Source organism: Alkalihalobacterium alkalinitrilicum (assembly GCF_002019605.1).
Lineage (GTDB): Bacteria > Bacillota > Bacilli > Bacillales > Bacillaceae_F > Alkalihalobacterium > Alkalihalobacterium alkalinitrilicum.
In genome coordinates this window covers 371,118-397,514 of record NZ_KV917368.1, presented here as the reverse complement: position 1 = coordinate 397,514, position 26,397 = coordinate 371,118, and the positions used below count along the sequence as shown (strand labels likewise).

The 26,397-nt window shown below is 36.9% G+C and carries 26 protein-coding genes and 2 pseudogenes; 5 read left to right on the top strand and 23 right to left on the bottom strand.

Going from position 1 to position 26,397, the window contains the following annotated elements; all coding sequences use genetic code 11:
- From BK574_RS01965 to gltC (BK574_RS01945), 5 genes are all read right to left on the bottom strand, one after another.
- Positions 1-1,095, bottom strand: coding sequence for a TRAP transporter substrate-binding protein (locus tag BK574_RS01965; protein WP_158211494.1), 1,095 nt, complete (start codon positions 1,093-1,095; stop codon positions 1-3).
- A gap of 396 nt (positions 1,096-1,491) precedes the next feature.
- Positions 1,492-2,157, bottom strand: a complete 666-nt coding sequence (locus tag BK574_RS01960; RefSeq protein ID WP_158211493.1) for a TetR/AcrR family transcriptional regulator — start codon at positions 2,155-2,157, stop codon at positions 1,492-1,494.
- 167 nt (positions 2,158-2,324) lie between these two features.
- On the bottom strand, positions 2,325-2,483 hold the full coding sequence (locus BK574_RS01955; protein WP_078427268.1) for a YycC family protein: 159 nt from the start codon (positions 2,481-2,483) through the stop codon (positions 2,325-2,327).
- Between the two features lie 87 nt (positions 2,484-2,570).
- Positions 2,571-3,050, bottom strand: a complete 480-nt coding sequence (locus BK574_RS01950; RefSeq protein WP_078427267.1) for a PaaI family thioesterase — start codon at positions 3,048-3,050, stop codon at positions 2,571-2,573.
- Between the two features lie 134 nt (positions 3,051-3,184).
- Positions 3,185-4,090, bottom strand: coding sequence for a glutamate biosynthesis transcriptional regulator GltC (gene gltC / locus BK574_RS01945; RefSeq protein WP_078427266.1), 906 nt, complete (start codon positions 4,088-4,090; stop codon positions 3,185-3,187).
- 185 nt (positions 4,091-4,275) lie between these two features.
- Here gltC (BK574_RS01945) and gdhA point away from each other — a divergent pair, with 185 nt between their 5' ends.
- The gene (gdhA, locus tag BK574_RS01940) at positions 4,276-5,658 is read left to right on the top strand and encodes an NADP-specific glutamate dehydrogenase (RefSeq protein WP_142247862.1); all 1,383 of its coding nucleotides are present in this window, start codon (positions 4,276-4,278) and stop codon (positions 5,656-5,658) included.
- Positions 5,659-5,778: 120 nt separating this feature from the next.
- Here gdhA and BK574_RS01935 read toward each other — a convergent pair whose 3' ends face one another.
- Both BK574_RS01935 and BK574_RS01930 read right to left on the bottom strand, forming a co-directional pair.
- Positions 5,779-5,997 (bottom strand): hypothetical protein, encoded by a 219-nt coding sequence (locus BK574_RS01935; protein WP_075386412.1) that lies wholly within the window; start codon positions 5,995-5,997, stop codon positions 5,779-5,781.
- 146 nt (positions 5,998-6,143) lie between these two features.
- Positions 6,144-6,644 (bottom strand): hypothetical protein, encoded by a 501-nt coding sequence (locus tag BK574_RS01930; RefSeq protein WP_142247861.1) that lies wholly within the window; start codon positions 6,642-6,644, stop codon positions 6,144-6,146.
- Between the two features lie 207 nt (positions 6,645-6,851).
- Here BK574_RS01930 and BK574_RS01925 point away from each other — a divergent pair, with 207 nt between their 5' ends.
- Positions 6,852-6,992: a YjcZ family sporulation protein gene (locus BK574_RS01925; RefSeq protein ID WP_078427264.1), complete on the top strand. Its 141-nt coding sequence runs from the start codon at positions 6,852-6,854 to the stop codon at positions 6,990-6,992.
- Positions 6,993-7,624: 632 nt separating this feature from the next.
- Here the strand turns inward: BK574_RS01925 and gltD are convergent.
- Together gltD and gltB are read right to left on the bottom strand one after the other, a co-directional pair.
- Complete coding sequence (gltD, locus tag BK574_RS01920) at positions 7,625-9,103, bottom strand: glutamate synthase small subunit (RefSeq protein WP_078427263.1); 1,479 nt, start codon at positions 9,101-9,103, stop codon at positions 7,625-7,627.
- A gap of 16 nt (positions 9,104-9,119) precedes the next feature.
- Positions 9,120-13,682, bottom strand: a complete 4,563-nt coding sequence (gene gltB, locus BK574_RS01915) for a glutamate synthase large subunit (protein WP_078427262.1) — start codon at positions 13,680-13,682, stop codon at positions 9,120-9,122.
- Positions 13,683-13,817: 135 nt separating this feature from the next.
- Between gltB and gltC (BK574_RS01910) the strand changes: the two genes are divergently transcribed.
- On the top strand, positions 13,818-14,720 hold the full coding sequence (gltC, locus tag BK574_RS01910) for a glutamate biosynthesis transcriptional regulator GltC (RefSeq protein WP_078427261.1): 903 nt from the start codon (positions 13,818-13,820) through the stop codon (positions 14,718-14,720).
- A gap of 129 nt (positions 14,721-14,849) precedes the next feature.
- On the opposite strand, the gene BK574_RS01905 is transcribed toward gltC (BK574_RS01910), so the two are convergent.
- The 9 genes and pseudogenes from BK574_RS01905 to BK574_RS01860 form a co-directional block, all read right to left on the bottom strand.
- Positions 14,850-15,320, bottom strand: a complete 471-nt coding sequence (locus BK574_RS01905) for an alpha/beta fold hydrolase (protein ID WP_078427260.1) — start codon at positions 15,318-15,320, stop codon at positions 14,850-14,852.
- Positions 15,321-15,687: 367 nt separating this feature from the next.
- Positions 15,688-16,263, bottom strand: a complete 576-nt coding sequence (locus BK574_RS01900) for a hypothetical protein (protein WP_078427259.1) — start codon at positions 16,261-16,263, stop codon at positions 15,688-15,690.
- Positions 16,264-16,514: 251 nt separating this feature from the next.
- A complete protein-coding gene (locus BK574_RS01895) occupies positions 16,515-16,931 on the bottom strand; it encodes an acyl-CoA thioesterase (RefSeq protein ID WP_078427258.1) in 417 nt (138 codons plus the stop codon).
- Between the two features lie 440 nt (positions 16,932-17,371).
- Positions 17,372-18,116 (bottom strand): annotated as a pseudogene (locus BK574_RS01885) (ribokinase).
- 300 nt (positions 18,117-18,416) lie between these two features.
- Positions 18,417-18,740: a hypothetical protein gene (locus BK574_RS01880; RefSeq protein ID WP_078427255.1), complete on the bottom strand. Its 324-nt coding sequence runs from the start codon at positions 18,738-18,740 to the stop codon at positions 18,417-18,419.
- A 94-nt stretch (positions 18,741-18,834) separates the two neighbouring features.
- On the bottom strand, positions 18,835-19,221 hold the full coding sequence (gene crcB, locus BK574_RS01875) for a fluoride efflux transporter CrcB (RefSeq protein ID WP_078427254.1): 387 nt from the start codon (positions 19,219-19,221) through the stop codon (positions 18,835-18,837).
- Complete coding sequence (locus BK574_RS01870; RefSeq protein ID WP_078427253.1) at positions 19,218-19,625, bottom strand: fluoride efflux transporter FluC; 408 nt, start codon at positions 19,623-19,625, stop codon at positions 19,218-19,220. The genes crcB and BK574_RS01870 overlap by 4 nt, the downstream gene beginning before the upstream one ends.
- 84 nt (positions 19,626-19,709) lie before the next feature.
- Entirely contained in the window at positions 19,710-20,672 is a 963-nt protein-coding gene (locus BK574_RS01865; protein ID WP_078427252.1) for an SDR family NAD(P)-dependent oxidoreductase, read from the bottom strand.
- A 100-nt stretch (positions 20,673-20,772) separates the two neighbouring features.
- A complete protein-coding gene (locus BK574_RS01860) occupies positions 20,773-21,015 on the bottom strand; it encodes a BCCT family transporter (RefSeq protein ID WP_078427251.1) in 243 nt (80 codons plus the stop codon).
- A 54-nt stretch (positions 21,016-21,069) separates the two neighbouring features.
- On the opposite strand from BK574_RS01860, the gene BK574_RS01855 reads away from it, so the two are divergent.
- Positions 21,070-21,408, top strand: a complete 339-nt coding sequence (locus BK574_RS01855) for a BCCT family transporter (RefSeq protein WP_078427250.1) — start codon at positions 21,070-21,072, stop codon at positions 21,406-21,408.
- Here BK574_RS01855 and BK574_RS01850 read toward each other — a convergent pair.
- A pseudogene (locus BK574_RS01850) lies at positions 21,295-22,237 on the bottom strand (BCCT family transporter). The gene BK574_RS01855 and the pseudogene BK574_RS01850 overlap by 114 nt on opposite strands.
- 218 nt (positions 22,238-22,455) lie before the next feature.
- On the opposite strand from BK574_RS01850, the gene BK574_RS01845 reads away from it, so the two are divergent.
- Positions 22,456-24,021, top strand: a complete 1,566-nt coding sequence (locus tag BK574_RS01845; RefSeq protein WP_078427249.1) for a catalase — start codon at positions 22,456-22,458, stop codon at positions 24,019-24,021.
- 67 nt (positions 24,022-24,088) lie between these two features.
- Here the strand turns inward: BK574_RS01845 and BK574_RS01840 are convergent, their stop codons facing one another.
- From BK574_RS01840 to BK574_RS01825, 4 genes are read right to left on the bottom strand one after another with little or no spacing between them, the layout of a single operon-like run.
- Complete coding sequence (locus BK574_RS01840) at positions 24,089-24,538, bottom strand: SRPBCC family protein (protein ID WP_078427248.1); 450 nt, start codon at positions 24,536-24,538, stop codon at positions 24,089-24,091.
- A gap of 25 nt (positions 24,539-24,563) precedes the next feature.
- Positions 24,564-24,953, bottom strand: a complete 390-nt coding sequence (locus BK574_RS01835; protein ID WP_238457915.1) for a carbon-nitrogen hydrolase family protein — start codon at positions 24,951-24,953, stop codon at positions 24,564-24,566.
- A 1-nt stretch (position 24,954) separates the two neighbouring features.
- Positions 24,955-25,713: a carbon-nitrogen hydrolase family protein gene (locus tag BK574_RS01830; RefSeq protein ID WP_078427247.1), complete on the bottom strand. Its 759-nt coding sequence runs from the start codon at positions 25,711-25,713 to the stop codon at positions 24,955-24,957.
- 50 nt (positions 25,714-25,763) lie between these two features.
- Complete coding sequence (locus BK574_RS01825; protein ID WP_078427246.1) at positions 25,764-26,393, bottom strand: hypothetical protein; 630 nt, start codon at positions 26,391-26,393, stop codon at positions 25,764-25,766.
- Between the last annotated feature and the right edge of the window lie 4 nt (positions 26,394-26,397).

The window sequence follows — 26,397 nt, the reverse complement described above, 5'->3', positions numbered from 1 at the left end:
TTATTGAAGAGCTTCTAGTTCTTGTTGGAATAGTTCAATTGCTTTAGCAGCATCGTCATTTTCAATGTAGTTTGCATTGAACTCATCATAAAATTCTTGCCATTGTTGAAGTTCAGCATCAGTTAACTCCTGAATATTTATCCCTTCTTCAACAAACTGATTAAATGCATCACTATCATCATCATACTGTCCTTGAGCACCACTGGCTGAGATTTCTTTACCCGCTTGTAATATTGCCTCTTGAATATCTGAAGGAAGATCTTGGTATACTTTTTCATTGATTATTAAGTTTAAAACGTTCGGAGTCATGCCAAGCCCTCTAGATCCAGATTTCATCTGTTCCCACAAACCAAACCCTCTTACTGTAGATGCATAAAGGATAGTCCCATCTACAACCCCAGTATCAAGAGCACTATATTGATCAGCTGCATTTAGATTAACTGGTGTCGCACCAAGTTCCTGTAAAATCTTTGACGTAATATGTGTTGAAGCAAGTCTTAAACCTTGAAAATCTTGTGGGGTTCTTAATGGTACGTCATCTCTTACCCACACATCTGCTGGCGGAGCCCACATCGAAAGAACTGGTCGTACTCCATGATGTACATACTCATCGAGAATCGGACTTTGTTGCTGTGTTGCCAAAAGGGCTAATGATGCATTTAAAATATCATCAGGATTGAACAAACCAGATAGACCAATATTTGAACTAATCGGAAATTCACTTGGCGTATTAACAGGAGCAACATACGCAAGATCAGCTACACCATCTCGAGTTAAATATAAATAATCACTTCCAGCACCGAGTTGTCCGCCTGGATACCAATCGATTTTTACTCTTCCTTCAGTTAACTCTTCAACTCTTTCAATAAAAGGTACATAAGTCATCAGTGAAAATGCATGATCGGCTGGTGCTGAAGTTGCAAACTTGAGCGTGATGACCTCATCATTTGCTATTTCTTCAGTATTACCTTCATCATTATTTCCGCTAGAATCGTTTTCCTTAGACGCTTCCTCTCCTGAACCACATGCAGTAATCACTAACATCATCGCTAGAAGCAAAGTCAACCAAATACTTGTTTGTTTTTTCGATAGCATAACCATTCCCCCTACATTTTTTTAATAATATAAAAATGGATGTTGACTCATTAATTAAACACTAAGTTTATTTACGAAAATTTCTGAAAATAATTTCTAAAAAAATAGAGAGCACTATTGCTTGATAAAAAGTTTCGTAATTGTGTTCTTATTAATGAATACAACCCCATTATTACCAATAAATTTGTAAAAATTTAATTTTTTCTAATATGAGTTTTAAGTTGAATATTTGAGACATCCCTACAAAATATGAGTCTTCTTCAAAGTCTGAGGATTGTCGAGTAAACGATTTCAAAATAATGATATCTTTATTCTTTTTGTCCCATCCTCTAACTGAATAATCTCTAAACAATTGATATATCTCTCAAAATCATGAACAATTGATAAAAAATTCTTTTATGTATATTCTATTGAGAGATCACTGTTATCGGGAATGTATTTGTTTAAATCAGGAATCTGACTATTAGCAATGCCATGTGAAATAAACGTCATTAGTTCATCTATGATCCTGTCATCGACTTCTGTTTTTTCCCACAATACCCATCTCATACCTATATAATCTGAGATACCCATAAAACAATAAACTAGTATTTCTGGGTCGATTTTTCGGATCTGCTTGTTTGCCATTGATTTTGAAAGACTCCGAATATAGCCAGCTGCAAATGATTCATATATTTTCCGATGAAATTTCTCATCGACAAATTCTGATTGACGCATCAACCGATAATGAAATGGGTGTTTTTGTATAAATTTAAAAAATACTTTTAGGCCTTTCCTTTCTAAGTCAAGACGATCTGTAATACCATGTGTTTCTAAAGCGATTTCCTTTTTTAGTTCATGCAACCTAAACGTTACTAAATCTTTAAAAATTTCTTCTTTAGATTGAAAATAGGTGTAAAACGTACCTAAAGCTACTCCAGCTTCCCTTGTAATATCAGTTATACCAGCTTGAAAAAAGCCAAGCTCCCCAAAAACTCCTTCTGCGGCTTCAATTAGTTTAAGTTTTGTTATTCTACCTCGCTCTGTCTTAGGTTTTGATCTATGAGAAATTATATCTGACAACTGTAGCACAACCTTTTTGTGAAATGAAATATGAATCACTTTTCAAGTATTAGAATATTATAAATATTTAGAACTGTCAATGTTTTTTCCCATTTTTTTATTCATTATCCACCTCTACAAAAAAAACACCCCAGCACCTTATTAAGGTACTCGAGTGTTTCATATACTTATTCGTTTGTTTCCTTCTCTTTCTTTTCCTTAGCTTCAGCTTCGGCTAATTTGGCAACTAAGATATGTTGAGGCATATGCATAATTTGTTCTAAAGGAACATTTAAGGTTTTAGCTAGCTTTTGTGCTGTTTCTGGTGAAATCTGTAATGGTCTCATGGGAAAACCTCCAGTTAATTTCTTAAGAGTAAATGACTCTCTTTCTATATTTATAGTATATCATTAAACACTGTAATCTAAAGTAAGCTATTTTCTTGGTTTTACAATGTAAAATGTTCCTAGTGCGTGTGCGATGAGAGTTTCGTTTTCGTCCTCTATATTGCATTGAGCTACAACGGTTGTGTTTCCCCAATGCAAAAAATTAGGTTTGGCGTATAGTTTTTCCCCTAAACCATTTTTTATATAATTCATTTTCATTTCGAGAGTAAAAATCTTCTCTCCTTCGTTTAATCTATTAATAATAGCTTTACCGAGACAAATGTCAGCGAAGGTGTAAAGAGCACCACCTTGGGCAACACCGAAAGTGTTTTCATTATACTTTCCTAGTCGCATGATATCTCTTCCATGTTCGTCCTCATCCACTCCTATAAATCTTCCAAAATAATGAAGATTCCAACCAGCTTCCTTTTTAATCATTGATGATTTGTAACCTTGGATTACACGTTGTACTTCTTCTAATTGATCTGTTGAAAGTCCCTTTAATTCTTCCATAATTTGATGTATCAAGAATTCTACCTCCACTTTCAAATGAAATAACAAAAAATGTTCCACTCACTAGTTTTCAAAATATACATAACTATTTTCGTTATTCCTACTCAGTTTCCTTTTTTAAGAAACACATATCACATCTATTTAATAATTTAATCTCTAAAGTAGGTTAACCTATTGAAGAATTCTTGTAAAAATTCATAAAATAACTGCTCTGTAGGAAGTAATACACGTTCTTTTGGTGTAATAACACCGACCGTTCTTGTTACATTTGGTTCAGTTAATGGTATTTTTACCGTGGACCTAGGAACGCTGTCCACTAATGTAACTTCTGGCATAAGTGTTACCCCTAGTCCTGCTGAAACTAGGCCTTTTAATGCATCTATATCATCACCTTCAAAAGCAACATTCGGCTGAAACCCTAATGCAGAACAAGCATTTACTACAATGTCTCGAAATACAAACCCTTCTGGAAGTAATACAAACGGGTCGTCTTTTAATTCAATTAGCTTTAAAGAACGTCTATCCGCAAGTGGATGATGCATTGGCAAAAGCGCCACAACATTTTCCGTGAATAATATTTTGCTATTGACTTTTTTCTCCTGCATTGGAACAGGACCAATAAGTGCCATATTATAATTTCCTTTAACAACTCCGTCAATTAAGTCACGATAAAGCGCTTGTTTTAATTGAAATTTCGCATCAGGGAATTGTTTTCGAAAAGCATAAATTGCCGTTGGTAATGTATAAGCAGCAAGACTAATCGGAAACGCAATACGTATCGTCCCTTTCTCGGGATCTAAATACTCAGCTACTTCTCGTGTTGCGTCATCAATAACATTCATCGCATGCTTCATTCGTTCTAAAAACATATTCCCGATGGGTGTCAGTTTCACTCTTCGTCCTTCTCTTATAAACAAATCGACACCTAATTCATTTTCTAAATTAAAAATTTGTCGACTAACTGCAGACTGCGCTACATGTAATACCTCGGCTGCTTCTGTTACGTGTTCCCGCTTTGCGACTTCCATAAAGTATTTGATTTGTCTGATTTCCACTATACATCCCTCGTTTTTATTCATCTCAAAAAAGCATGAACTATATCGATTTTTGATATTGTTTAGATTGTTTGTTTAATTATAAAATAGATTACAGAAAAAAGCCCAAGAAATAAAAAATTAAAAATATACCAACTTTTTAATTTTTATAGACAAATTATATAGAAACCTGGGGGTAAGGGCATATGAAAACGATGGAGAAAATGAAACAAGCGTATACGCAAGAGGTTCAAGATTATGTAAATCAAGTATATGAAACAGTTAAGAAACGAAATCCGAACGAAAATGAATTTCTACAGGCGGTAAAAGAAGTATTTGATTCTTTAGTTCCTGTTTTATCTAAAAATCCTCAGTACATTAAACAAGCAATCCTTGAAAGAATTGTTGAACCAGAAAGACTAATTACTTTTAGAGTACCATGGGTTGACGATCAAGGTAACGTTCACGTAAATCGTGGTTTCCGCGTTCAATACAACAGCGCAATCGGACCATATAAAGGCGGATTAAGATTTCACCCATCTGTAAATGCTAGTATCATTAAATTTTTAGGATTTGAACAAATCTTTAAAAACTCTTTAACAGGCCAACCAATTGGTGGTGGAAAAGGCGGATCAGACTTTGACCCTAAAGGTAAAACTGACGCTGAGATCATGCGTTTCACTCAAAGCTTTATGACCGAGCTTAGTAAATATATCGGTCCAGATGTCGACGTCCCTGCAGGTGATATCGGGGTGGGCGCAAGAGAAATTGGTTACATGTTTGGTCAATATAAAAAATTACGCGGTGGTTATGAAGCTGGGGTATTAACAGGTAAAGGCATTGGTTATGGCGGAAGCTTAGCTCGAAAAGAAGCAACTGGATACGGTACAGTTTACTTTGTTGAAGAAATGTTAAAAGACAAAGGTGCAAGCTTTAAAGATAGTATCGTAACCGTATCTGGGTCAGGAAATGTCTCAATCTATGCAATGGAAAAAGCGATGCAATTAGGTGCCAAAGTTGTTGCTTGTAGTGACTCCGGTGGATATATTTACGATAAAAACGGAATTAACTTGGATACGATTAAACGGTTAAAAGAAGTTGAAAATAAGAGAATTAGTGAATACGTCAACGAACATCCTGATGCTGTTTTCTTAGAAGGTTGTAATGGCATTTGGTCCATTCCTTGTGATATTGCATTACCATGTGCAACACAAAATGAAATCAATGAGCAGTCCGCTAAACTTTTAGTCACTAATGGGGTTAAAGCTATTGGTGAAGGTGCAAACATGCCTTCTACATTAGAAGCTATCGAAATTTTCTTAGAAGCGGATGTATTATTTGGTCCTGCTAAAGCGGCCAATGCTGGCGGAGTATCTGTTTCAGCTCTTGAAATGGCACAAAATAGTATGAGACTTTCTTGGACTTTCGAAGAAGTAGATGCAAAACTTCATGAAATTATGAAAAACATTTATCAAGAAAGTATAAAAGCTGCAGAAGAATATGGTACTCCAGGTAACCTCGTGGTCGGTGCGAACATTGCTGGATTTGTTAAAGTAGCAGATGCAATGATCGTACAAGGAGTTATTTAACATAGTCTTTACATTAATATAAGAAATAAGATTTTCAACGAAAAACGAGCTAAAAGGAATCCTTCCTTCTAGCTCGTTTTGTTTATTTTCAATCAATGATTTGTAACAATGGGGGCTCGTTCACAACTTCCCTACCCGTATCCATTGCCATATTTTGTAACTTCCAAATAACGCGACAAAAAATACACCGATAAGACCGACTACCCAAATGGAAAGCATATTTACTTCTCTTAAGGCATCCGCATTCCAAATAATAAAGATTAAAAAACCTATGAACATAAGCCAAGTCATTACGATAGGAATGATGTTGATAATTCTTAGAAATTTTCTCTCTTCCATACTAACCCTCTTTCTCCAATTTCTATATGTCGTTGATACAAGTTCTCCTCATTCATGTAAGTAAAGTACATTTTTCTAGTATCAATTTACAACCAATTCATACCTTTAACCTTAACATACTTCCCTAACTATTTTGCAGTGTAGTTTTACAAAATCTTTTGAGCACCAGATCCGGTCAATCGTTTGATTAGTACAATTGTCAATGTAACAAAAATACAAAATGAAAGAAACACAAAATAAGTGTTGAAATTAAAGAATTGGTTATTAATGTGAATTGACATGAAGGTTGTAATTGTATCAATATATTCCCAATCAACGAACCCACGATCCTTTAAGTTTTCTTCTACTAATATATTTCGATAGTTTATGTATGAACCTCTTTGGTAAAATAGTGCAGCAATCCAATAAATTACAATGGTTACCATACTCATTGGAAACAGAATGAATTTCATAGAAAGAGTTTGGAAAATTCGAATCAATAAAAAAACTATGAAGAAGGATAATATACATAAGATCGGGATTGCTAAAATAGCTAGATTCCCATTGCCAGAAGATTGACCTGGCTGAGGAGTCATCATATTACAAAACCAGAATAAAAATCCTGCCATAATTGTTACAATTAATAAAAATATAATATTCTTCATCATCCACCAACTTTAGAAAATAATATGAATCAAAACTACCTATATAAACATTTTGAGTAACTTCAATTTTTTGTAACTCAGATATTTTTCTTGAAACAGTCTAACTGCCCCCTAATAAACACCCATTTTTTTAACTTTCCATACAAGTCTATTTCATCTACTTAACTTTTACATAATATATATTAACCGCATAAGGAAGGTGGTGTTATTATGGGTTACTACGGTGGATATGGATGCCATGGCTATGGTTATGGACCAGTTGCAGGTGCTTACTCTCCAGGTTGTGGCTTCGCGTTAATCGTTGTATTATTCATCCTACTTATTATTGTAGGTACTGCGTTTAAATGCTAATTAATTAATCAATCAACCTCCTTGTAAATGTAGTGCAAACTTCATTTCCTCCTTTAGATGAGCGTCCTGACCAGACGCTCTTTGATATTTTATATCGCTTACATCTTAATAGCTTAATGTTTACAGTTCCTTATGTATGCTGGATAAAGGTAACATGGGCGTTTTGCTATTTCTCAAAATAATAAGCTTCCCTATTACAATATTATACCATTTCCTAGTTAACAACCTTACAAACGTAAACGCCGATGTGCTTACATAACTAATCAGACCAAATTAATCTCAGCTGAGTTTAATAACCACCCATAAAATCTTCTAAATATAAAGTGAAACTTCCATCAGTGAGGGTTTTTCCTCTTCCCCCACTGATGGTTAGTTGAGGCCCACACGATGTGGGTCACACAGACGTTGCCACAGGACGTGGCGCCTTTAGTCTGTGTTCATTTAGTCTTTACTGGTAGTTTATCCCCCACTTATCCTTCTTTGCTTCCTCGAAGTCTTGAAGTGGGGGTATTACTGCCAGTTGTTGCGGGATAAACTACCATCATACTACCTTACTACGAAAAAACCAAAAAACTAGGAAACGTAAGGATTCCTAGTTTTTTGGTTTTAGTAAATAGTTTTGACTCCATTATTTACTTTGCAACTGCTGTGTTTAAATATTGATTGACTACAGCTGCAACTTCGCGACCTTCGTTAATCGCCCAAACGATAAGACTTTGACCTCTTCTTGCATCGCCTGCAGCAAAGACACCATCAACATTGGTTTTATAATCACCGTAAGCAGCAGCAATTTTATTATTTTTCGTTTCGATACCAAGTTGTGTTAATAAGGGTTGTTCCGTTCCTTCAAATCCAATTGCAATGAATACGTGTTGCGCTGGCCATACTTTTTCTGTACCTGAAATTTCTTGAAAGAAACAGTTACCGTCTTCATCTTTTCGTTTTTCCATTTGGATCGTGTGCAGCTCTTTTACGTTTCCACTTACATCGGCAACGATTTTCTTCGTTTGAATTGAATATTGACGTGGGTCATCACCGAATTTAGCTGCAGCCTCCTCATACGCATATTCTAAAGTAAATACATTAGGATATGCAGGCCACATATTATCGGAAGTGCGTTTTCCTGGTAATCTAGGATGTTTACCAAATTGGACAACGCTGCGGCAATTTTGACGAAGAGCAGTCGCCACACAGTCCGCACCAGTGTCACCACCACCGATCACGATGACATCTTTATCTTTCGTATCGATGAATTTACCATCTGTTAAATTCGAATTTAGTAAGCTTTTTGTGACGTCCGTTAAATAGTCCATCGCAAAGTGAATTCCATTTAATTCTCTTCCTTCAATGACGAGATCACGTTGTTTCTGTGCTCCTGTGCAAAGAATGACAGAATCGAACTGTTCACGAAGCTCTTCAGAAGTAATATCTTTTCCGATTTCTGTGTTTGTAACGAAGTCGATACCTTCTTGAGTTAATAAATGAATACGACGTTCAACGACTTCTTTTTCAAGCTTCATATTCGGAATTCCGTACATGAGTAAACCACCTGGACGATCTGCACGCTCGTAGACTGTCACTGAATGTCCTTGTTGATTCAACATGTCGGCTGCAGCTAAACCAGCTGGACCTGAACCAACAATCGCAACCTTTTTACCTGTACGTTTTTCTGGAATGCGCGGGGAAATCCACCCATTTTCAAACCCTTTATCGATAATCGTTCGCTCAATGCTTTTTATAGCAACTGCTGGGTCGGAAATCGCGACTGTACAAGAGCCTTCACAAGGAGCTGGACAAACTCTCCCTGTAAATTCAGGGAAATTGTTTGTCATCAATAAACGCTCTAATGCTTCTCTCCATCTTCCGCGGTAAACTAAATCATTCCACTCAGGAATTAAGTTGTTGATCGGACAACCTGTTGTCACTCCTTGTAATTCCATTCCCATGTGACAGAAAGGAGTGCCGCAATCCATGCACCGCGCTCCTTGCTGACTTAACATATCATTAGAAAAAATTGAAGAATACTCTTTCCAGTCGCTTAATCGCGCGACTGGATTTTTCTCTTTTGGTTTTTGGCGTGAATATTCCATAAATCCTGTTGCTTTTCCCATGTCTCCCTCTCCTTTCCTATTGAACTACTGCTTCTAATGTTTTCACAGATACTTTTGCTTTTTTCTCTTGCGCAGCGTTAGCTTGAAATGCCGACATAACCGCTTGATTCTCTGTTAATCCTGCTTGTTTTTGTTTCTCAATGCTATTCATCATCCGTTTATAGTCTTTAGGAATAACTTTTACAAATTTCCCAACATATTGATCCCAATTCTCTAGGATTGCATTCGCTTTACTACTTCCTGTATATCCTAAATGTTTCGAGATCATTTCACGGACTTCGTTCACATCTTCTTCAGTCGATAAAGTTTCAAATTCAATCATTTCTTGATTGCATAGTGATTTAAAGTCGTTAGCGTCATCTGCTAATACGTATGCGATCCCGCCTGACATACCTGCACCAAAGTTTTTACCGACATTACCTAAGATCACAACACGGCCACCTGTCATATATTCACAACCATGGTCACCGATGCCTTCAACAACAACGTGTACACCACTATTACGAACGGCAAATCGCTCTCCAGCAAGACCGTTAATATACGCTTCCCCACTCGTTGCCCCAATGAATGCTACATTCCCCGCAATAACATTTTCAGCTGTATTAAAAGTAGATTGTTTAGGCGCTTTTACGATTAACTTACCACCAGATAAGCCTTTCCCGATATAATCATTAACATCACCTGTTAAGTGAAGCGTCATACCGCGTGGTACAAACGCACCAAAGCTTTGACCAGCAGAACCTGTAAAGCGTAGTGTAATTGTATCCTCCGCTAAACCTTCTTCACCGTAACGTTTTGAAATTTCACTTCCGACAATGGTACCAACGACACGTTGAACGTTTGTAATTGGGAATGAAACATCTACTGGCTTGTTATTTTCTATGGCTGATTGAACAGCTGGTAGGATTTCTAAAATATCTAATGACTGATCAATTTTGTGGTTTTGTGCCTTTTCGCGAATACGAGTACCTTCTGGTTGATATAAAAGTGTCGATAAATCTAAGTGCTTCGCTTTCCAATGTGCTTTTGCACGTCCACTCACTTCTAATACATCAGTACGTCCAACCATTTCATCCATTGTTCTGAAGCCAAGTTCAGCCATTAATTCACGAACTTCTTCAGCGACAAAACGCATATAGTTCACAATATGATCTGGATCACCTGTAAATTTATCACGAAGCTCAGGGTTTTGCGTTGCTACACCAACTGGACATGTATCTAAGTGACAGGCACGCATCATTACACAACCTAAGACCACAAGTGGTGCCGTTGCAAATGCATATTCTTCTGCGCCAAGGATCGCCGCCATAACAACATCTTTACCTGTCATTAATTTCCCGTCAGTTTCAAGGACGACACGATCACGCAAACCATTCAGCATTAAGGTTTGATGAGCTTCAGCAAGACCTAGCTCCCAAGGTAGCCCTGTATGTTTAATACTTGTTTTTGGTGACGCACCTGTTCCACCGTCATAACCACTTATAACGATAACGTCTGCAGCACCTTTAGCAACACCTGCTGCAATCGTTCCGACACCAGCTTTTGAAACCAGCTTCACACTAATACGAGCATCACGATTCGCATTCTTCAAATCATGAATTAACTGAGCTAAATCTTCAATCGAGTAAATATCATGATGTGGTGGTGGTGAAATTAATCCGACACCTGGCGTTGAACCTCGAACTTCAGCAACCCATGGGTATACTTTGTTTCCTGGAAGTTGTCCACCTTCTCCTGGTTTGGCCCCTTGTGCCATTTTAATTTGCAATTCATCTGCATTGACTAAATAATGGCTTTTTACACCGAAGCGACCTGATGCAATTTGTTTGATCCCACTTCGACGATTATTTCCATTCTCATCTAGAGAGTAACGGTTTGGATCTTCTCCACCTTCACCGCTATTACTTTTTCCGCCAATACGGTTCATTGCAATTGCTAACGTTTCATGCGCTTCTTTACTTAATGATCCAAATGACATCGCACCTGTTTTGAAGCGACGGACAATTGAATCAACTGACTCTACCTCTTCAAGCGGTAAAGTCTTTCGAGTTGGATCAAAGGCAAATAAATTACGAAGGAACCCGATTCTTTCTTCATTCGCCATCTGTGAGTACTTTTTATATAAATTATAATCACCTTTACGGCACGCCCACTGAAGCGTATGGATCGTGTGTGGATTAAACGCGTGAAATTCTCCGTCTTTTCTCCATTGAAAATCACTACCTGATTCTAACGTTTCATCGAATGAACCAGCGTATGCTTTCTCATGACGAACGACCGCTTCTTGTGCAATTGTTTCTAAGTTTACCCCACCAATTTGCGATGCAGTTCCTGTAAAATAGCGGTCAATTACGTCAGCACCGATACCAACCGCTTCAAATATTTGTGCACCACGGTAACTTTGAACAGTTGAAATTCCCATTTTAGACATGACTTTAACGACGCCTTCTGTCACACCTTTTACATACTTGTTCACTGCTTCTTCGTAGCTCACCGATAAACTACCCTCTTCAATGGCTTTTTTGTAAGTAGCAAAAGTGAGGTAAGGATTAATCGCATCCACCCCATAGCCAATTAATGCCGCAAAGTGATGAACTTCTCTTACTTCTCCTGTTTCAGCTATTAAACTCACTTTTGTCCGTAACCCTTGACGAACGAGATAATGATGAAGAGCACTTCCTACTAATAATGTAGGGATAGCTACTTTTTCTTGATTCATTTGACGGTCAGACAAGATTAATAGACTAACTCCATCTTGAATCGCTTTTTCCGCTTCTTCAAAAACTCGCTCAAGCGCACTCTCTAAATCCGTTGTAAAGAGTGTATCGATGGTTCTACTGTTGAACTTTTGGTCTTTAGTGTTTCTTAGTTGTGTAAGTTGACCATTTGTTAAAACAGGTGTATCTAATTGAATACGTTGACAGTTTTCTTGATTTGAATGAAGGATATTTCCTTCTGCTCCTAAATAAGTAACCGTTGCTGTTACAAGTTGCTCTCGGATCGAATCAATAGGTGGATTCGTTACTTGGGCAAATGTTTGTTTAAAGTAATTGAACAATGATTGCGGACGGTCAGATAATACTGCAAGTGGACTATCATTTCCCATTGAACCAATTGGGTCTTTACCTTCAGTTATAAGAGCAATCAAATATTTTTGTACATCTTCATACGTATAACCGAATGCTTTTTGACGAATGAACAAGTCATTGACTGGTTGTTCATTCAGTTTGTCCTCACCATCTAGTTTAACTAATTGCTCATCCAGCCATTTTTGATACGGTTCAGCATTCGCCATTTCAGACTTAATTTCTTCATCCGAAATGATACGTCCTTCTTCTAAATCAATGAGAAGCATTTTTCCTGGACTTAATCGATCTTTATAGACAACATTTTCCGGTTCCACATCTATGACACCGACTTCAGAGGAGAAGATAATGTAATCGTCTTTTGTCACATAATATCTTGCGGGACGAAGACCATTACGATCTAATATTGCTCCAATTTGTTTTCCGTCTGTAAACGAGATTGCAGTTGGTCCATCCCACGGCTCCATAAGACAGCTATGATACTCATAAAATGCTTTCTTTTCTTTAGACATATGAGGATTTTCTGTCCACGGCTCTGGAATTAACATCATCGCAGCATGCGCTGGTTTACGTCCAGCCAACACAAAAAACTCTAATGCATTATCGAGAATAGAAGAGTCACTTCCATCTATATCTAAGATTGGTAGTACTTTTGGTAAATCTTCCCCAAATGCTTCTGAGATAAACCGCTGCTCACGAGCTTTCATCCAGTTCACATTCCCTTGAAGTGTATTGATTTCGCCATTATGAATAAGATATCTGTTCGGATGCGCTCTTTCCCAGCTTGGGAATGTATTTGTACTAAAACGAGAATGAACTAAAGCGAAAGCTGACACAAAATTCTTATCCTGTAAGTCTAAATAAAAAGCATCCACTTGTTCAGGAGTTAACAAACCTTTGTAAACAATCGTTTGGCTTGATAGACTCGCAAAGTAAAACCGTACTTCACGTTCATTTGCAAAGCGTTCTGCTTGTTTCCGAATAACATATAGTTTCCGTTCAAACGTTAAATTGTTCTGGGCATCGTTACTTGCTCCGATAAACACTTGGCGGATTGTCGGGCAGGTTGCTTTACCGCCTTCTCCAAGTTTCGTTTTATCGACAGGAACTGTCCTCCAACCTAAAAGCGTCTGTCCCTCTTCCTCAATAATAGCATTCAAACGTTTTTCGATTTCAATCCGTTCTTTGTCATCATTAGAGAAAAATAACATCCCTACTCCGTACCGACCTTTTTCAGGTAAGTTCATCTCTGAACATACTTTTTTGAAAAATCCATCTGGAATTTGAACCATCAATCCAGCACCGTCACCCGTTAATGGATCACTTCCTTGTCCTCCACGATGGTCTAACTGACAAAGCATACCAAGACCTTTTTTTACAATATCATGTGTAGCTATTCCTTTAATATGAGCGTATAAACCAATTCCGCACGCGTCATGTTCAAACTCTGGTCGATATAGACCTTGCGCTTTCGGTATACGATTGTATGTCATATATTCTCCCCCTTTTGTTTATTTCACGAATGATTTTTTGTATAGTATTATTTTAGGTTTTCAAATCGATATAAACAATATATCATTTAGATAGAAACAATCTCGAATCAATATAGATAGGTGGAGAGGATATCAATGGAGCTACGACAATTGCGTTATTTTATCGAAGTGGCAGAACGTGAGCACTTTACTGAAGCGGCTGAACACCTTCATGTTGCCCAGTCGGCCATTAGTTTGCAAATATCAAAACTTGAAGGAGAATTAGGAGTCACATTATTTGAACGATCAGGTCGAAACATTAAATTAACTTCAATCGGAAAAACCTTTTTACAACATACGAAGAAAGCGATTAGAGCGATCGATTATGCAAAAGAAAAAGTGGATGAGTATTTAGATCCTGAAAAAGGGACGATCAAAATAGGATATCCAACGAGCCTGGCCAATCATTTACTTCCAACTGTCATTTCAGCTTTTAAAGCGAATCAACCGAATATTTCATATCACTTACGTCAAGGGTCTTATGCTTTATTAATTGAATCTGTTAAAAATGGTGATATTGATTTGGCTTTTCTTGGCCCAGCTCCAACTAACGATGTTGAAATTTCTTCAGATATTTTATTTTCTGAAAGTATTTCTCTAATCGTCCCTGCCAATCATCGACTCGCTGATCAGAAAAACGTACACCTAAGCGATTTACGATCCGACAATTTCGTCCTTTATCCAAAAGGATATATTTTACATGATATCGCAATCGATGCTTGCAAAAGGGCAGGTTTCACCCCTACCATAACGGCAGAGGGAGAGGATATGGATGCAATTAAAGGACTTGTCTCAGCAGGTATCGGTGTTAGCCTCCTACCCGATGGTACTTTTTACGATAGGGAATCGAGGTTAACTGTAAAAATCTCCATTTCATCACCTGAAGTTAAACGGACTGTCGGTATTATTACCCCTAAAAATCGAGACCTCGCTCCTACTGAAAAAGTATTTTATGAGTTTGTGAAACAATTTTTCTCTCGATTAGATAAATTTCAATAAAAAAAGGGGCCAGCTCCTCCACTTTTACCCTTGGAGAGGAACTCGCCCTATTAATAGTGAGTATTTAAAAACTTTATAATATCAGCATTTATTTGGCCAAGTCTTTCGGTTGAAGGAAAATGCCCCATGTCATAAGACTCGCATGCCACTAATATTGAACAAGCTACTTTTTTCAGGTAAAAATGTAGCAAGACGCAAAATAATACCAGCACCATAAGAAGGGCCAATAAATGCACTCTTTTGAATTTTAAACTCTTCCATTAAATCAGAAATCCATAATGCAAAGCTATTATCACTCGCTGAAATTCGGGTTTCATCACTATATCCAGGGTGTCCAATTGTATCAGGAGCATAAATTCTATAACTTTTCCATATGTCAGCAAACCACGATAAAGTCATCGGATTAATACAATTTCCACCTTGAAAAATAAAAACAGGCTTACCATCAGTAGGGCCAGTGATTAAAGTATGTGTTGTTCCGAACCGTGTTTGAACATAACATCTATCAAAATCAACAGGAAGGGTTTTTAAGTAATCTTCATAAGAGTCAAGTATTCTTTTTTTCCCTATCGCAGTCTTATATATCGTCGTTTTTTTCATTGCAAACCCTCAATTCTTTTTAATATTCGCATGTGAAAAGTTGAGCCGTACAGTCCAATACATTAAGTGAAACTTCATTCAGTGGGGGTTCTTTCATCCCCCACTGATGGTTGAGGCCTACACGATGTGGGTCACACATACGTTGCTACAGGACGTGGGCATTTAGTCTGTGTTCATTTAGTTGTTACTGGCGCTTATCTCCCACTTAGTCTTTCTTGTTGCCTCAAAGCCTTGAAGTGGGAGTCTTAGCGCCAGTTAATCGGGATAAAAATTTGAATCGTCAGTTAAAATGGAATCGGCGATATTTTTATTATCATTTAAATTATTTTGTGTAAACGTAAATAGACCGTCCTTAAGACGATCTACTCTACGATTTCAGATTATTATTTTCATTTTTCTCGTCGCTCTCGATTTTCTCCATAAATAGATTAAACTTTAGTTTATCTTTTAATATTAGTTCGTCATCAACGAAAACTTTACATACTAAGTTTTTCACACCGCCAATTTTTACTTTGATCTTCTTTTGATTGCCATTGTCCTCTAGTGTCCCGTTTAATCGATGATACGACCACAACCATTCGTACCAACGTTTACGTACACTTTCGTCCACTAACTTTTCATTAATATACAATTGCTCTTTGTTCATTTCATTTTTTACTAGAATAATATGATTTCGATAGGGAATGGTCCACTCTTTTTTAACGGCTTGTTGAACCTCAGCCATATACTGTTCATTCTCTTCATCTGGGTTATTTTTTTCTGAATGATCTTTCCGTTTCAAAAGACTCCATAACCATTCAAATACAAATATCAAAATAAAAAAAGAAAGCAGCATTATGAAAAAGTTATCAAATACAGTACCTTTCGTCAAAGCACCATAATAATAACCTACCAAAAACATAATGCCAACATACAATAAGATCTTAAAAGTTTTTATCCACATCGCTAGTACTCCTTATCGATTTACAGGAAATAATTTCCTGTTTTTTAAAAATAATTGTACCATCTTTTAACAAAAATGAAATTTTATTTTTGTTAAATTTTTGTATTATTTTAAAAATCATAGTATCGATCAACTCGAAAACATACAAAAAGGACTCCCATTCGGAAGCCCAAGATTGCTAAAACATTGCCCTGAACAATTAAAAAATTTTAACACTCCTGCTTTTGGCTCGTTTCCTGAGACTATATCTACTATGAACTAAAACTACTATTAAGCTTTAAAAGGTTTAAATCCAAAACCCCTTGTTGCACAAGTAAATCACGAACTTCTTGTGGAACAGTAACTTTTTGTCTCGTTTGTCTATCCACTGTTGCTAATATAACTTGTGCAGATGCAATATGAGCGTTTTGTTCACTTACTACTTTTTGCTGCAATGCGATGCTCGTATTTCCGACTCGTTCAATCCAAGTCCGAATTAATATTTTATCATGATTGAACACTTCTTTCTTAAAATCAGTACTCATATGAACAACAAGTGCTTCAACACCAAGCGAAATACAATACATATACCAATCAAAACGAGCTTCATCCATATACCCAAGAAGTTCGACATTATTTAAATGACTGTGTTTGGTCTCAACAACAACCTCATATTCAGAATGCGTCAACCTTTTTTCCTCCCCTAGTGAAAAGCGGAAGACGTCCGTTCTCGTCGATAACAATTTCAAACTAAAGGTGTATGCACTTTTAGTTGTACGAATTTTACGAAGAACAGGGTGACTTCAGCTTAACTTTGTTATATTTTTATAAATCTATCACAATATTTTTATGATTATAATTTTACTACAATTTCAATTTTTAAACAATAAGTATGACATAACAAAAATAGGAATGACCAATGGGATAATTATAAAGATCGAAACTGTCCAAAAAACAGAAAAAAAGAACTCTAAATCATTACAACCAATCGTTCCACATGCAGTTAGACGCAAACTTCTTTCGTGTATAGAAGCAACATAACCGATCAATCGGAAACCGAAAAAGGTTAGCCATAATATAATAATAAAGCTGATATAAATAGTGAGTTTCAATATTTTGTTAATATTACTCACTCCAATTCTTGCATTGTTGGCATTCCAGCTTGAGCGCCCATCTTAGTAACCGAACATCCCGCTACTTTTATCGCAAGATCGATGGCTTGATCAAGCTGTTGATTGGAGGCAATCCCGAAGGCAAGTGCTCCATTAAAAGCATCGCCAGCACCTGTTGTATCTACAACATTCATTTTTTTACTCGGGTGAGATATAAGCTCATCCTCTTTCCGATAGATCACCACGTGTAAGAATGATGTTTTGTATGCCTTGTTCGTGAAGCAACTGGAATGCTCTCTTATATTCTTTTTCTGAGGTACACCCTGTTATGAAAGAAAACTCCGTTTCATTTGGAGTAAGATAGGTAACTTTTTGTAGTATTTCAATTGGAAGTTCTTTAGCTGGGGCTGGGTTTAATAAAACAGGGACATGATATTGATTTGCTATCGTGAGGACTTGAGCAATAATATGTAGTGAAATTTCTAATTGGAGTACGATAATGTCACTCCCTGTGAGTGTTTTCTTGTGCTGTTCTATCCATTCGGATTTCAGTTCATAATTAGCACCAGGGACGACAATAATATGGTTTTCTGAAGGTGTCACTGTTATTTGAGCTACACCTGTTGGTTTATCATTGCACATATCGATAACTTCTACATTAATTCCTTCGTTTATTAGTTGAGTTTTTAACTGTTTACCGTAAAGATCATCCCCGATACATCCAATAAAAGAAACTGCTGCACCTAAACGAGCGGCAGCAATCGCTTGGTTCGCACCCTTCCTACCAGGTTTGTAAAAAAATTTTCTCCTAAAATCGTTTCTCCATGTTTAGGGAAACGTTTTGCTTCTGTAATAAAGTCCATATTCATGCTACCGACAACCGTTATTCTCGGTTTTGTCTAACGTTTATGCTTCAAACAGATTACCTCCCAAAAATAAACTACCATAATCATACAGTACCATAATCATACAGTACCATATTTAAACAAAAAAAACAGACCCATTCCTTAAAGGTTAGATCTGTTTTTAGAAGCCATGATTTCCGTTTAGGTTGTTCAGTTTTTATTGAAGTTTTTCTCTTTCAGCCATTGCCTTAGCTTGTGTTTGTTGAACCTTTGCTTGAGCAGCTTGAACATCTTGTTGTTCTTTTTTTACTTGTTCTTTCGCTTCATAAAGCTCCATTTCAGCTTGTTGTAGTTGCTGTTTTTCCGTCAGCAACTCCTGCTCCGCATTATTCATTTCCTGTTGTGCTTGTAAAAATTGTTGCTCTACTCCATTCATTGACTGTTGCGCTTGTTGTAGGTTTTGTACTTGTTGCTCTGCTTCATTCATCGCTTGTTGCGCTTTTTGTAACGGCTGCTGTTGTTGATTTTGTTGTTGATCCATTATTCTTCCTCCAACCTAATCATTTTTGTACATATAATTCCCAATCATTAGGTTGCTCATAAATTTTTTTTCTATCCACCAAGATTCTGCCCTATCACTTTAAAATGTTTCCGGACCAAAACCCAACTAGAAACGCCACGATACTTCCTAATATCGAAAGGGTGAAATAAATGATTGCTTTTTTCAGCAGTTTTTTTCTCACTAATTCAATCGTCTCCATACTAAAGGTGGAGAACGTCGTAAATGCTCCAAAAAAACCAATTCCTAAAAATAAAAATATCGCCTCATCGTAAGCTCCTAATGGAATGATACCGAACATCGTTGCAAAGAATATACCTAGACCGAAAGAACCAAGTAAATTAACAATTAACATGGCAATCGGAATGGGTGGGTGTGGATTTTTTTGCATTATCACTAAACCGATAAGATACCGGGATATCGCACCTAGAGCTCCTCCTAAACCTAAAATTAAAACATTCATGACAATTGCCCCTCTTTTTCTTCTTCCTTCTTTTCACTCCACTTCGTACCAAGCAATAAGCCAATAAAAGCAAAAGTTAAACCACCAAATAATGATACAAATAAATAAATAAGCGATTCTAAACTAGACATCGTTTGATATAAAAATAAAGTGTCTGCAGCAAGTGTAGACATCGTTGTAAACCCTCCACAAAAGCCAACACCTAACCCTACTTTCACCCATTCACGAGGCTTGCGATTGATAAACCAGCCTGTTAAAAAACCGAGTAACATACTACCGATGATATTTTCAATGACTGTTCCAATCGGGTAACCGACAAATAATGTGTACACATTTAAAACATATCTTAAGATGGTGCCTAATGCCCCACCTATTGCAATTGCAATCAGGTTTTTATAAAACAATTGTTGCTCCCCCTAACGCTTACTGAACTAGTAGTGGCGCGATATGTACCAAATTATAACGAAGAAAAGGAAGCTCAGCAATTTTTAAGGGATAATAGTATGGCCATTAACTTTCGTTATTTCGCTGCTTAACTCCCAAATTTTATTCTGATTGTCTTTGTTATCAGCGTAAACGGGATATAAGGTCGACCCAAACAATTGTTTCATTTGTGTTTTCACATTTGCATTCGCTACGGTAGGATTTATGATTTGATTTTTATCATTAAGTAGTTTGCCTGTAACATTTTTAAACTGATCTGATGTACATATTTCAAAATAGCAATCTGCAAATTTTTCGGGTGGAGCAAAAAATAAGTTTTGGATCCTCGCAATCATTCTCCATCCAGGCTTGAATTTCTGTAATGTTTCCTTCGACATCGTTGCGCCATTAATTTGGATCGCATTGACTTTAATCCCATCATTCGCAAATTCTTCTGCCATTTTAAAAGTGAGCATGACTAAAGCCATTTTCGAATTTCGATACATATTGTATAAGCTGAAGGTTTTACTCTCTTTATCTTCACCTCTTAAGTTCGTAACCTCTATTTCTTTTTTCGGATCAAAAAAGTGTTTCACAATATTACTCGAGGCGTGAAGAATTCTCGGATCATCTGATTTTTTCAGCCAATCAATTAATAAATGGCTCATTAAAAATGGACCAAAAGTGTTCGTCGCAAAGGTTAGTTCAATTTGATCCGCACTCAGGCGATATTTTTCACCATGGTTAGCATAAGCTGCATTATGAATTAATATATCAAGTTTTTCATATTGCTTCTTGAATTCCAAACAAAACTGGCGGACCGATTCAAAGGAACTGACATCTAGCTTCAAAAGATTAACACGATGATTTTGCGTAGCTTTTATAATTTCTCCTTGTACCCGTCGACTGATCTCCATATTTCGGCAAGCCATAATAACTGTAAATCCTTGTTTTGCAAATTTGAAAGCAGCAGCTTTCCCAATCCCAGAATTCGCTCCCGTAATAATAACCACTTTTTCACTATTCACTTTTCGTTTCCCCCATACTCATTTTGATAACTCCCCATTCATCTCCTAAAAAGGATACCTAAATATTTCCTAACAAATTCTGTTTTGTCCCCCTTATTTCCTACCAATCTTCTTTTTCTTCTACTTTGTGCTTCTTAATCCCTTCACGCTTTAATGATTTATAAATTGCTAACATCATCATAAACATTAACAACGTATACGGTAAGGCAATAATAATTGCTGTTGCTTGTAATCCTTTTAAACCTCCACTCATTAGAAGAGACGCTGCAATAGCTGATATCAACAGTCCCCACGTCACGAGCTTAGATTTACTTGGATTTAGCTTTCCATTAGAAGAAAACACACCTAATACATAAGTGCTAGAATATCGAAGGGGAGAAGTTTGAAGGAGTTCATTATGGGTGTATTATTTGTCCCAGCTTTAGGTAGTGTCTTATGGTTTACTGTATTTGGAGGAACTGCGTTATATCAAGAAATCCATTGGGGTGTGGAAATGGCTAATACAATAAGGGAAACGCCAGAAAGCGGTCTTTTTCTAATGTTAGGACAGTTACCATTTGGGTTAATATTAAGTATAGCTGCCTTGGTTCTTATTACGATATTTTTTATTACATCAGCCAACTCAGCCAATAAACGTTCCAACAAATGGACTCCAGGCGTTCACCCAAGCCCAGTAGAAAAACGTCCATTCCCCAAGCCATTCATTATCTGTATAAGGGGTTGTTTGGAAGCTTAACGGGACAAGTTGAGAAATGTAGGTCCCTAATGTTAAGGTAAAGTGTTCAAATATATATATGGTTGGACCAATCATTATGACGATAATAAGAAGCACTGCCGCCAACGTTAAATTTCCAATGCTTAAATATTTCATCCCACGATTGATGCCTGATAATACCGATAGTAGAAAAATGACGGTAACAAAAAATATAATCGACAGCTGTAACCATGCATCGTTTTCAATAGCAAACAGTTGCGTTAAACCTCCGCTTACTTGAAGGGTACTTAAACCAAAAGAAGTTGCGATCCCTACAGTCGTTCCAACAATGGCAATAACATCGATCGATTTTCCCCATCCTCCCCTGATCCGATGGCCAATAATCGGGTAAAATGTCGAGCTTATTAAACCTGGTAAACCTTTTCTATACTTAACAAACCCTAATGCTAATGCAACAATTCCATACACAGCCCAAGGGTGAATTCCCCAGTGAAACACCCCATACAACAATCCTTTTTCAGCCGCTTCCTTCGAGTATGGCTCAATTCCTTCTGGAGGGGTGAACAAAATGTGAGACAGGCTCAGCAACTCCCCAAAAGACAAGCCCTACCCCCATACCAGCAGCAAATAGCATCCCGACCCAAGTGTAATAGGAATATTCTGGCTGATCGTGTTTTTTACCAATCTTCATTTGCTTATAGGGCCCGAACCCTAAGAATAAACAAAAACCTACAAATAGAGCAGTAGCCAATACATACAACCAGCCAAACATATCATTGACTACATGTAATCCGCTAGACATCGTCTTTTCCATATGATCAGGAAAAAGAATTCCCCACAAAGTAATCATCAATACAATCGACGATGAAAGGGTAAATACATTCATGATTTTGTTCTTTTTATTTTCGCAACTCATATGAACGGTTCCTCCCACTTACAAAAGAGTTCTCAAATATGTACTACTATTCCATAACCGTTAACCATTTTTAAAAAACATACATGTATTTTTTAGAAAAAGGCATCCTAATTTTGGTAAAGGGAAATCTATCCACATAAGGAGGTTTTTATATGAACAAAGATCATAATGGACATATTGAAGGCGATGATACATTAACGAATAGACAAGGACATCCTGTTACAGATAACCAAAGTGTACGAACAGTCGGTAACCGTGGACCGACAACATTGGAAAATTATGATTTCCTTGAAAAAATCACTCATTTTGATCGCGAAAAAATTCCTGAGCGTATTGTACACGCTCGCGGCGCTGGTGCACATGGTTATTTTGAATCATATGGAACGATAAATGGTGAAGCCATTTCCAAGTATACACGAGCCAAAGTGTTTACGAATACCGACGTTCAAACACCAGTATTTGTACGTTTTTCTACAGTTGTACACGGTGGGCATTCTCCTGAGACATTGCGTGATCCAAGAGGATTTGCAATCAAATTTTATACAGAGGACGGCAATTGGGATTTAGTCGGAAATAATTTAAAGATCTTCTTTATTCGTGATCCCTTAAAATTCCCTGATATGGTTCATTCCTTTAGACCTGACCCTGTTACAAACGTCAATGATCCTGAACGGATGTTTGACTTCTTATGCCAAACACCAGAATCAATGCATATGATTACCTTTTTATTTTCACCATGGGGTATCCCGGCCAATTATCGAAACATGCAAGGTTCAGGGGTTCATGCTTACAAATGGGTCAATGAAGAAGGCAAAGGAGTATTAGTCAAATATCACTGGGAACCTGTCCAAGGGATTAAAAACCTAACACAAAAAGAGGCTGACGAAATTCAAATGAAAGACTACAGCCATGCCACATTAGACTTGTATGAAGCGATTGAACGCGGAGAATATCCTGAATGGGAATTGTATGTGCAAATTATGGAAGACGGTGAACATCCAGAATTGGATTTTGATCCACTCGACCCAACAAAGCTTTGGTATAAAGAAGATTTCCCTTGGCATAAAGTTGGAAAAATGGTTTTAAATAAAAACCCTGAAAATTATTTTGCAGAAGTAGAACAAGCGGCTTTTGGTACGGGTGTTATCGTTGACGGTCTAGATTTTTCCGATGATAAATTACTTCAAGGACGAACGTTCTCTTACTCAGATACACAACGCTATCGTGTCGGTTCGAACTATTTACAATTGCCAATTAACAAACCAAAGAAACATGTCGCTTCAAATCAAGAAGGCGGACAAATGGATTTCAGAACAAATTTTGGCGAACATCAAAACCCACACGTTAATTACGAACCTTCCCTCATTGGTGGATTAAAAGAATCACAAAATCCAGGAAAAGAACATGAACCCTATGTAGAAGGAAATGTAAAAAGAGAAACTATTTCTCGTGAAAATAACTTTGGACAAGCAGGCGAAACGTACAGACGGTTTAATGACTGGGAACGAGACGAGTTAATTGCTAATTTAACAGGAGCATTAGCCACTTGCCGAAAAGAAATTCAAGATCGCATGGTTGATATGTTAACTCAATGTGATGAAGATTACAGAAAAAGAATTGCTGAAGGACTTAAAAAGGCTGGTGAACAAAAAGATACAAAAGGTGAAGAAGCTGTCAAGCAAGCTGAACAAATGGGTCACCCTTCAGACCCATATTAAAATATTTTAATAACAAAAAGTGCTTAAACTGAAATTATTTTCACTAAAGCACTTTTGTTATTTCCTATTACTTGTCCGATTCAGCTACACGTTTAACTCTCTGTAAAAATTCTACGACAACTTTATCAGTAGCAAACCATAAAAACAATTTCACAAACCATTTCAAAGGTTGATTCGTGACTGTATATTTAAAGTACGTTTGTTGATTTTCCCTTTTTTCTAATTCGTAATAAGCTGTGATTTCAAACATGTTTGCTAGTGTAAAGCCAACTTTTAACTTTTTCAAATCAGAAGAATTGACATATTCTAATGTTTTCACATCATACTCCTCAATTCTTTTTCCTTCTTTATATTTTTGGCGATATACACTTCCGACCCCTTCTTCCGTTACTTTAATTGGCTTATGATCAACAACTTGAGGCATAATTTTTTGCATATTTTCTAATGATCCATCAAGAAACTGCCAAACTTGTTCGATCGGAGCATCGATTACGATATCTTTCGTCCATTGTTTCATAGAAAACCCCCTCTATTTTTTCACCCTAAATCCATTCCACTTCAAAATCAGAAGATATTAATTCCATCTTCTCGACATCCCATTCGAAAGTAAGAATTGCTGATTGCTTGGAATGGTGGGAAAGAAGTCGTTTCCCGTTTTTTATGACCGAACTTTCCGCTTTCCAAAATGAAACCGTTTCGTCTTCTCCTGTGCGGTTACAAACGATTACAGGTAATCCCGTATCGATAGATCGTTGTTCCCATTCACCATTTGGTCCATGAAAACCCGGTCCCCAAGACGATGGTGCTACAATCATCTGCGCTCCATTCGCTTTTAATGTGTCAGCAATACTTTTTGTGTAAGCATCGGCACAAATCAAAATACCAACTTGAATATCATCAGTTTCATAGAAAACCCCCTCTATTTTTTTCACCCTAAATCCATTCCACTTCAAAATCAGAAGATATTAATTCCATCTTCTCGACATCCCATTCGAAAGTAAGAATTGCTGATTGCTTGGAATGGTGGGAAAGAAGTCGTTTCCCGTTTTTTATGACCGAACTTTCCGCTTTCCAAAATGAAACCGTTTCGTCTTCTCCTGTGCGGTTACAAACGATTACAGGTAATCCCGTATCGATAGATCGTTGTTCCCATTCACCATTTGGTCCATGAAAACCCGGTCCCCAAGACGATGGTGCTACAATCATCTGCGCTCCATTCGCTTTTAATGTGTCAGCAATACTTTTTGTGTAAGCATCGGCACAAATCAAAATACCAACTTGAATATCATCAATTTGAACGGGCTCTAGACAGCTACCTGCAGTTGACCATTGATCCACTCTAGCAATCTTCTTTTGACTTCCTATCAGTTCACCCTCTCGATTGATAACAAAGACAGAATTATAAAGCGCTTGATCTGTTGATCGTTCTGTACACCCGAGAAATACAGTTGTTTTTAAATTTTTGACCATTTTCATAAAATGAGTCATCCATTCATCTGGCTGCTCCTTAATCCAATCGGTTCCAATCAAATGATCAAACTGTAATCCACTCACGGCTAACTCTGGTGTTATCATCCAGTCCACATTTTTTTCCGCAGCTTGTTTCACTGCTTTTTCAATTAATTCTTGATTATATGTAATATCTCCTGCAATCGGCAATAAATGTAATAATGCAATTTTTATTTTTTTCAATAGACTGACCTCCCTTTCTTTCAATCATAATGATTTGTCCTGCAATATTATCAATTGATAATCTCCACGTTTATCCCTTTCGCTTTTTCCGTATACAATTGTATATTATACCGTTCTTTCTCACCGTAAAATTCGATTAATCCTTGCGAAAATGGAGAAACTTCTTTTTTCCATAAGACCTTATCTCCATGTTCAACAATTAATAATACATCCCCCTCATCAATTGTTGTTCGATAGGGAATGACAACCATACCTTCTTCGATAATCCTCACTTCATCGACTGAATAACTTCCTTTTAAAGAGCCAATCGATACTTGTACATTACCATTAACTATACTTTTACTAGCATTGATTACTAAGTTATCTGAAAATAGCAATGAAGCACCTATAAACACAACAATGATTAGACCAACACCACCACTAACTAGAAAAATATTACGTTTGTTCATCCCTCTGAATTTCGTCCATAAACTTCGATTTAAACTGTAAACCAGTCGAAAGAAAATTGGAAAACCGACCGCAATCGCTAAAACGGATAGCCATTGCCCGCCAATCGTCGCTTGCATCGCAAATAAAATAAGTGCGATAAAATAAAACAAAATACCTACCCAGTATCCGAACAATAAGAGTTTACTATCTTTGGATGCTTTACCAAACAATTTCTCTATGAAATGTTTCAAAAAA

What these genes read in the sequence shown, in the direction of transcription:
- BK574_RS01965 (WP_158211494.1), bottom strand. Translation starts at nt 1,095, where the DNA reads ATGCTATCGAAAAAACAAACAAGTATTTGGTTGACTTTGCTTCTAGCG.
- BK574_RS01955 (WP_078427268.1), bottom strand. Translation starts at nt 2,483, where the DNA reads ATGAGACCATTACAGATTTCACCAGAAACAGCACAAAAGCTAGCTAAA.
- gdhA (WP_142247862.1), top strand. Translation starts at nt 4,276, where the DNA reads ATGAAAACGATGGAGAAAATGAAACAAGCGTATACGCAAGAGGTTCAA.
- BK574_RS01935 (WP_075386412.1), bottom strand. Translation starts at nt 5,997, where the DNA reads ATGGAAGAGAGAAAATTTCTAAGAATTATCAACATCATTCCTATCGTA.
- BK574_RS01930 (WP_142247861.1), bottom strand. Translation starts at nt 6,644, where the DNA reads ATGATGAAGAATATTATATTTTTATTAATTGTAACAATTATGGCAGGA.
- BK574_RS01925 (WP_078427264.1), top strand. Translation starts at nt 6,852, where the DNA reads ATGGGTTACTACGGTGGATATGGATGCCATGGCTATGGTTATGGACCA.
- gltD (WP_078427263.1), bottom strand. Translation starts at nt 9,103, where the DNA reads ATGGGAAAAGCAACAGGATTTATGGAATATTCACGCCAAAAACCAAAA.
- gltB (WP_078427262.1), bottom strand. Translation starts at nt 13,682, where the DNA reads ATGACATACAATCGTATACCGAAAGCGCAAGGTCTATATCGACCAGAG.
- gltC (WP_078427261.1), top strand. Translation starts at nt 13,818, where the DNA reads ATGGAGCTACGACAATTGCGTTATTTTATCGAAGTGGCAGAACGTGAG.
- BK574_RS01905 (WP_078427260.1), bottom strand. Translation starts at nt 15,320, where the DNA reads ATGAAAAAAACGACGATATATAAGACTGCGATAGGGAAAAAAAGAATA.
- BK574_RS01900 (WP_078427259.1), bottom strand. Translation starts at nt 16,263, where the DNA reads ATGTGGATAAAAACTTTTAAGATCTTATTGTATGTTGGCATTATGTTT.
- BK574_RS01880 (WP_078427255.1), bottom strand. Translation starts at nt 18,740, where the DNA reads ATGGATCAACAACAAAATCAACAACAGCAGCCGTTACAAAAAGCGCAA.
- crcB (WP_078427254.1), bottom strand. Translation starts at nt 19,221, where the DNA reads ATGAATGTTTTAATTTTAGGTTTAGGAGGAGCTCTAGGTGCGATATCC.
- BK574_RS01855 (WP_078427250.1), top strand. Translation starts at nt 21,070, where the DNA reads ATGGGTGTATTATTTGTCCCAGCTTTAGGTAGTGTCTTATGGTTTACT.
- BK574_RS01845 (WP_078427249.1), top strand. Translation starts at nt 22,456, where the DNA reads ATGAACAAAGATCATAATGGACATATTGAAGGCGATGATACATTAACG.
- BK574_RS01840 (WP_078427248.1), bottom strand. Translation starts at nt 24,538, where the DNA reads ATGAAACAATGGACGAAAGATATCGTAATCGATGCTCCGATCGAACAA.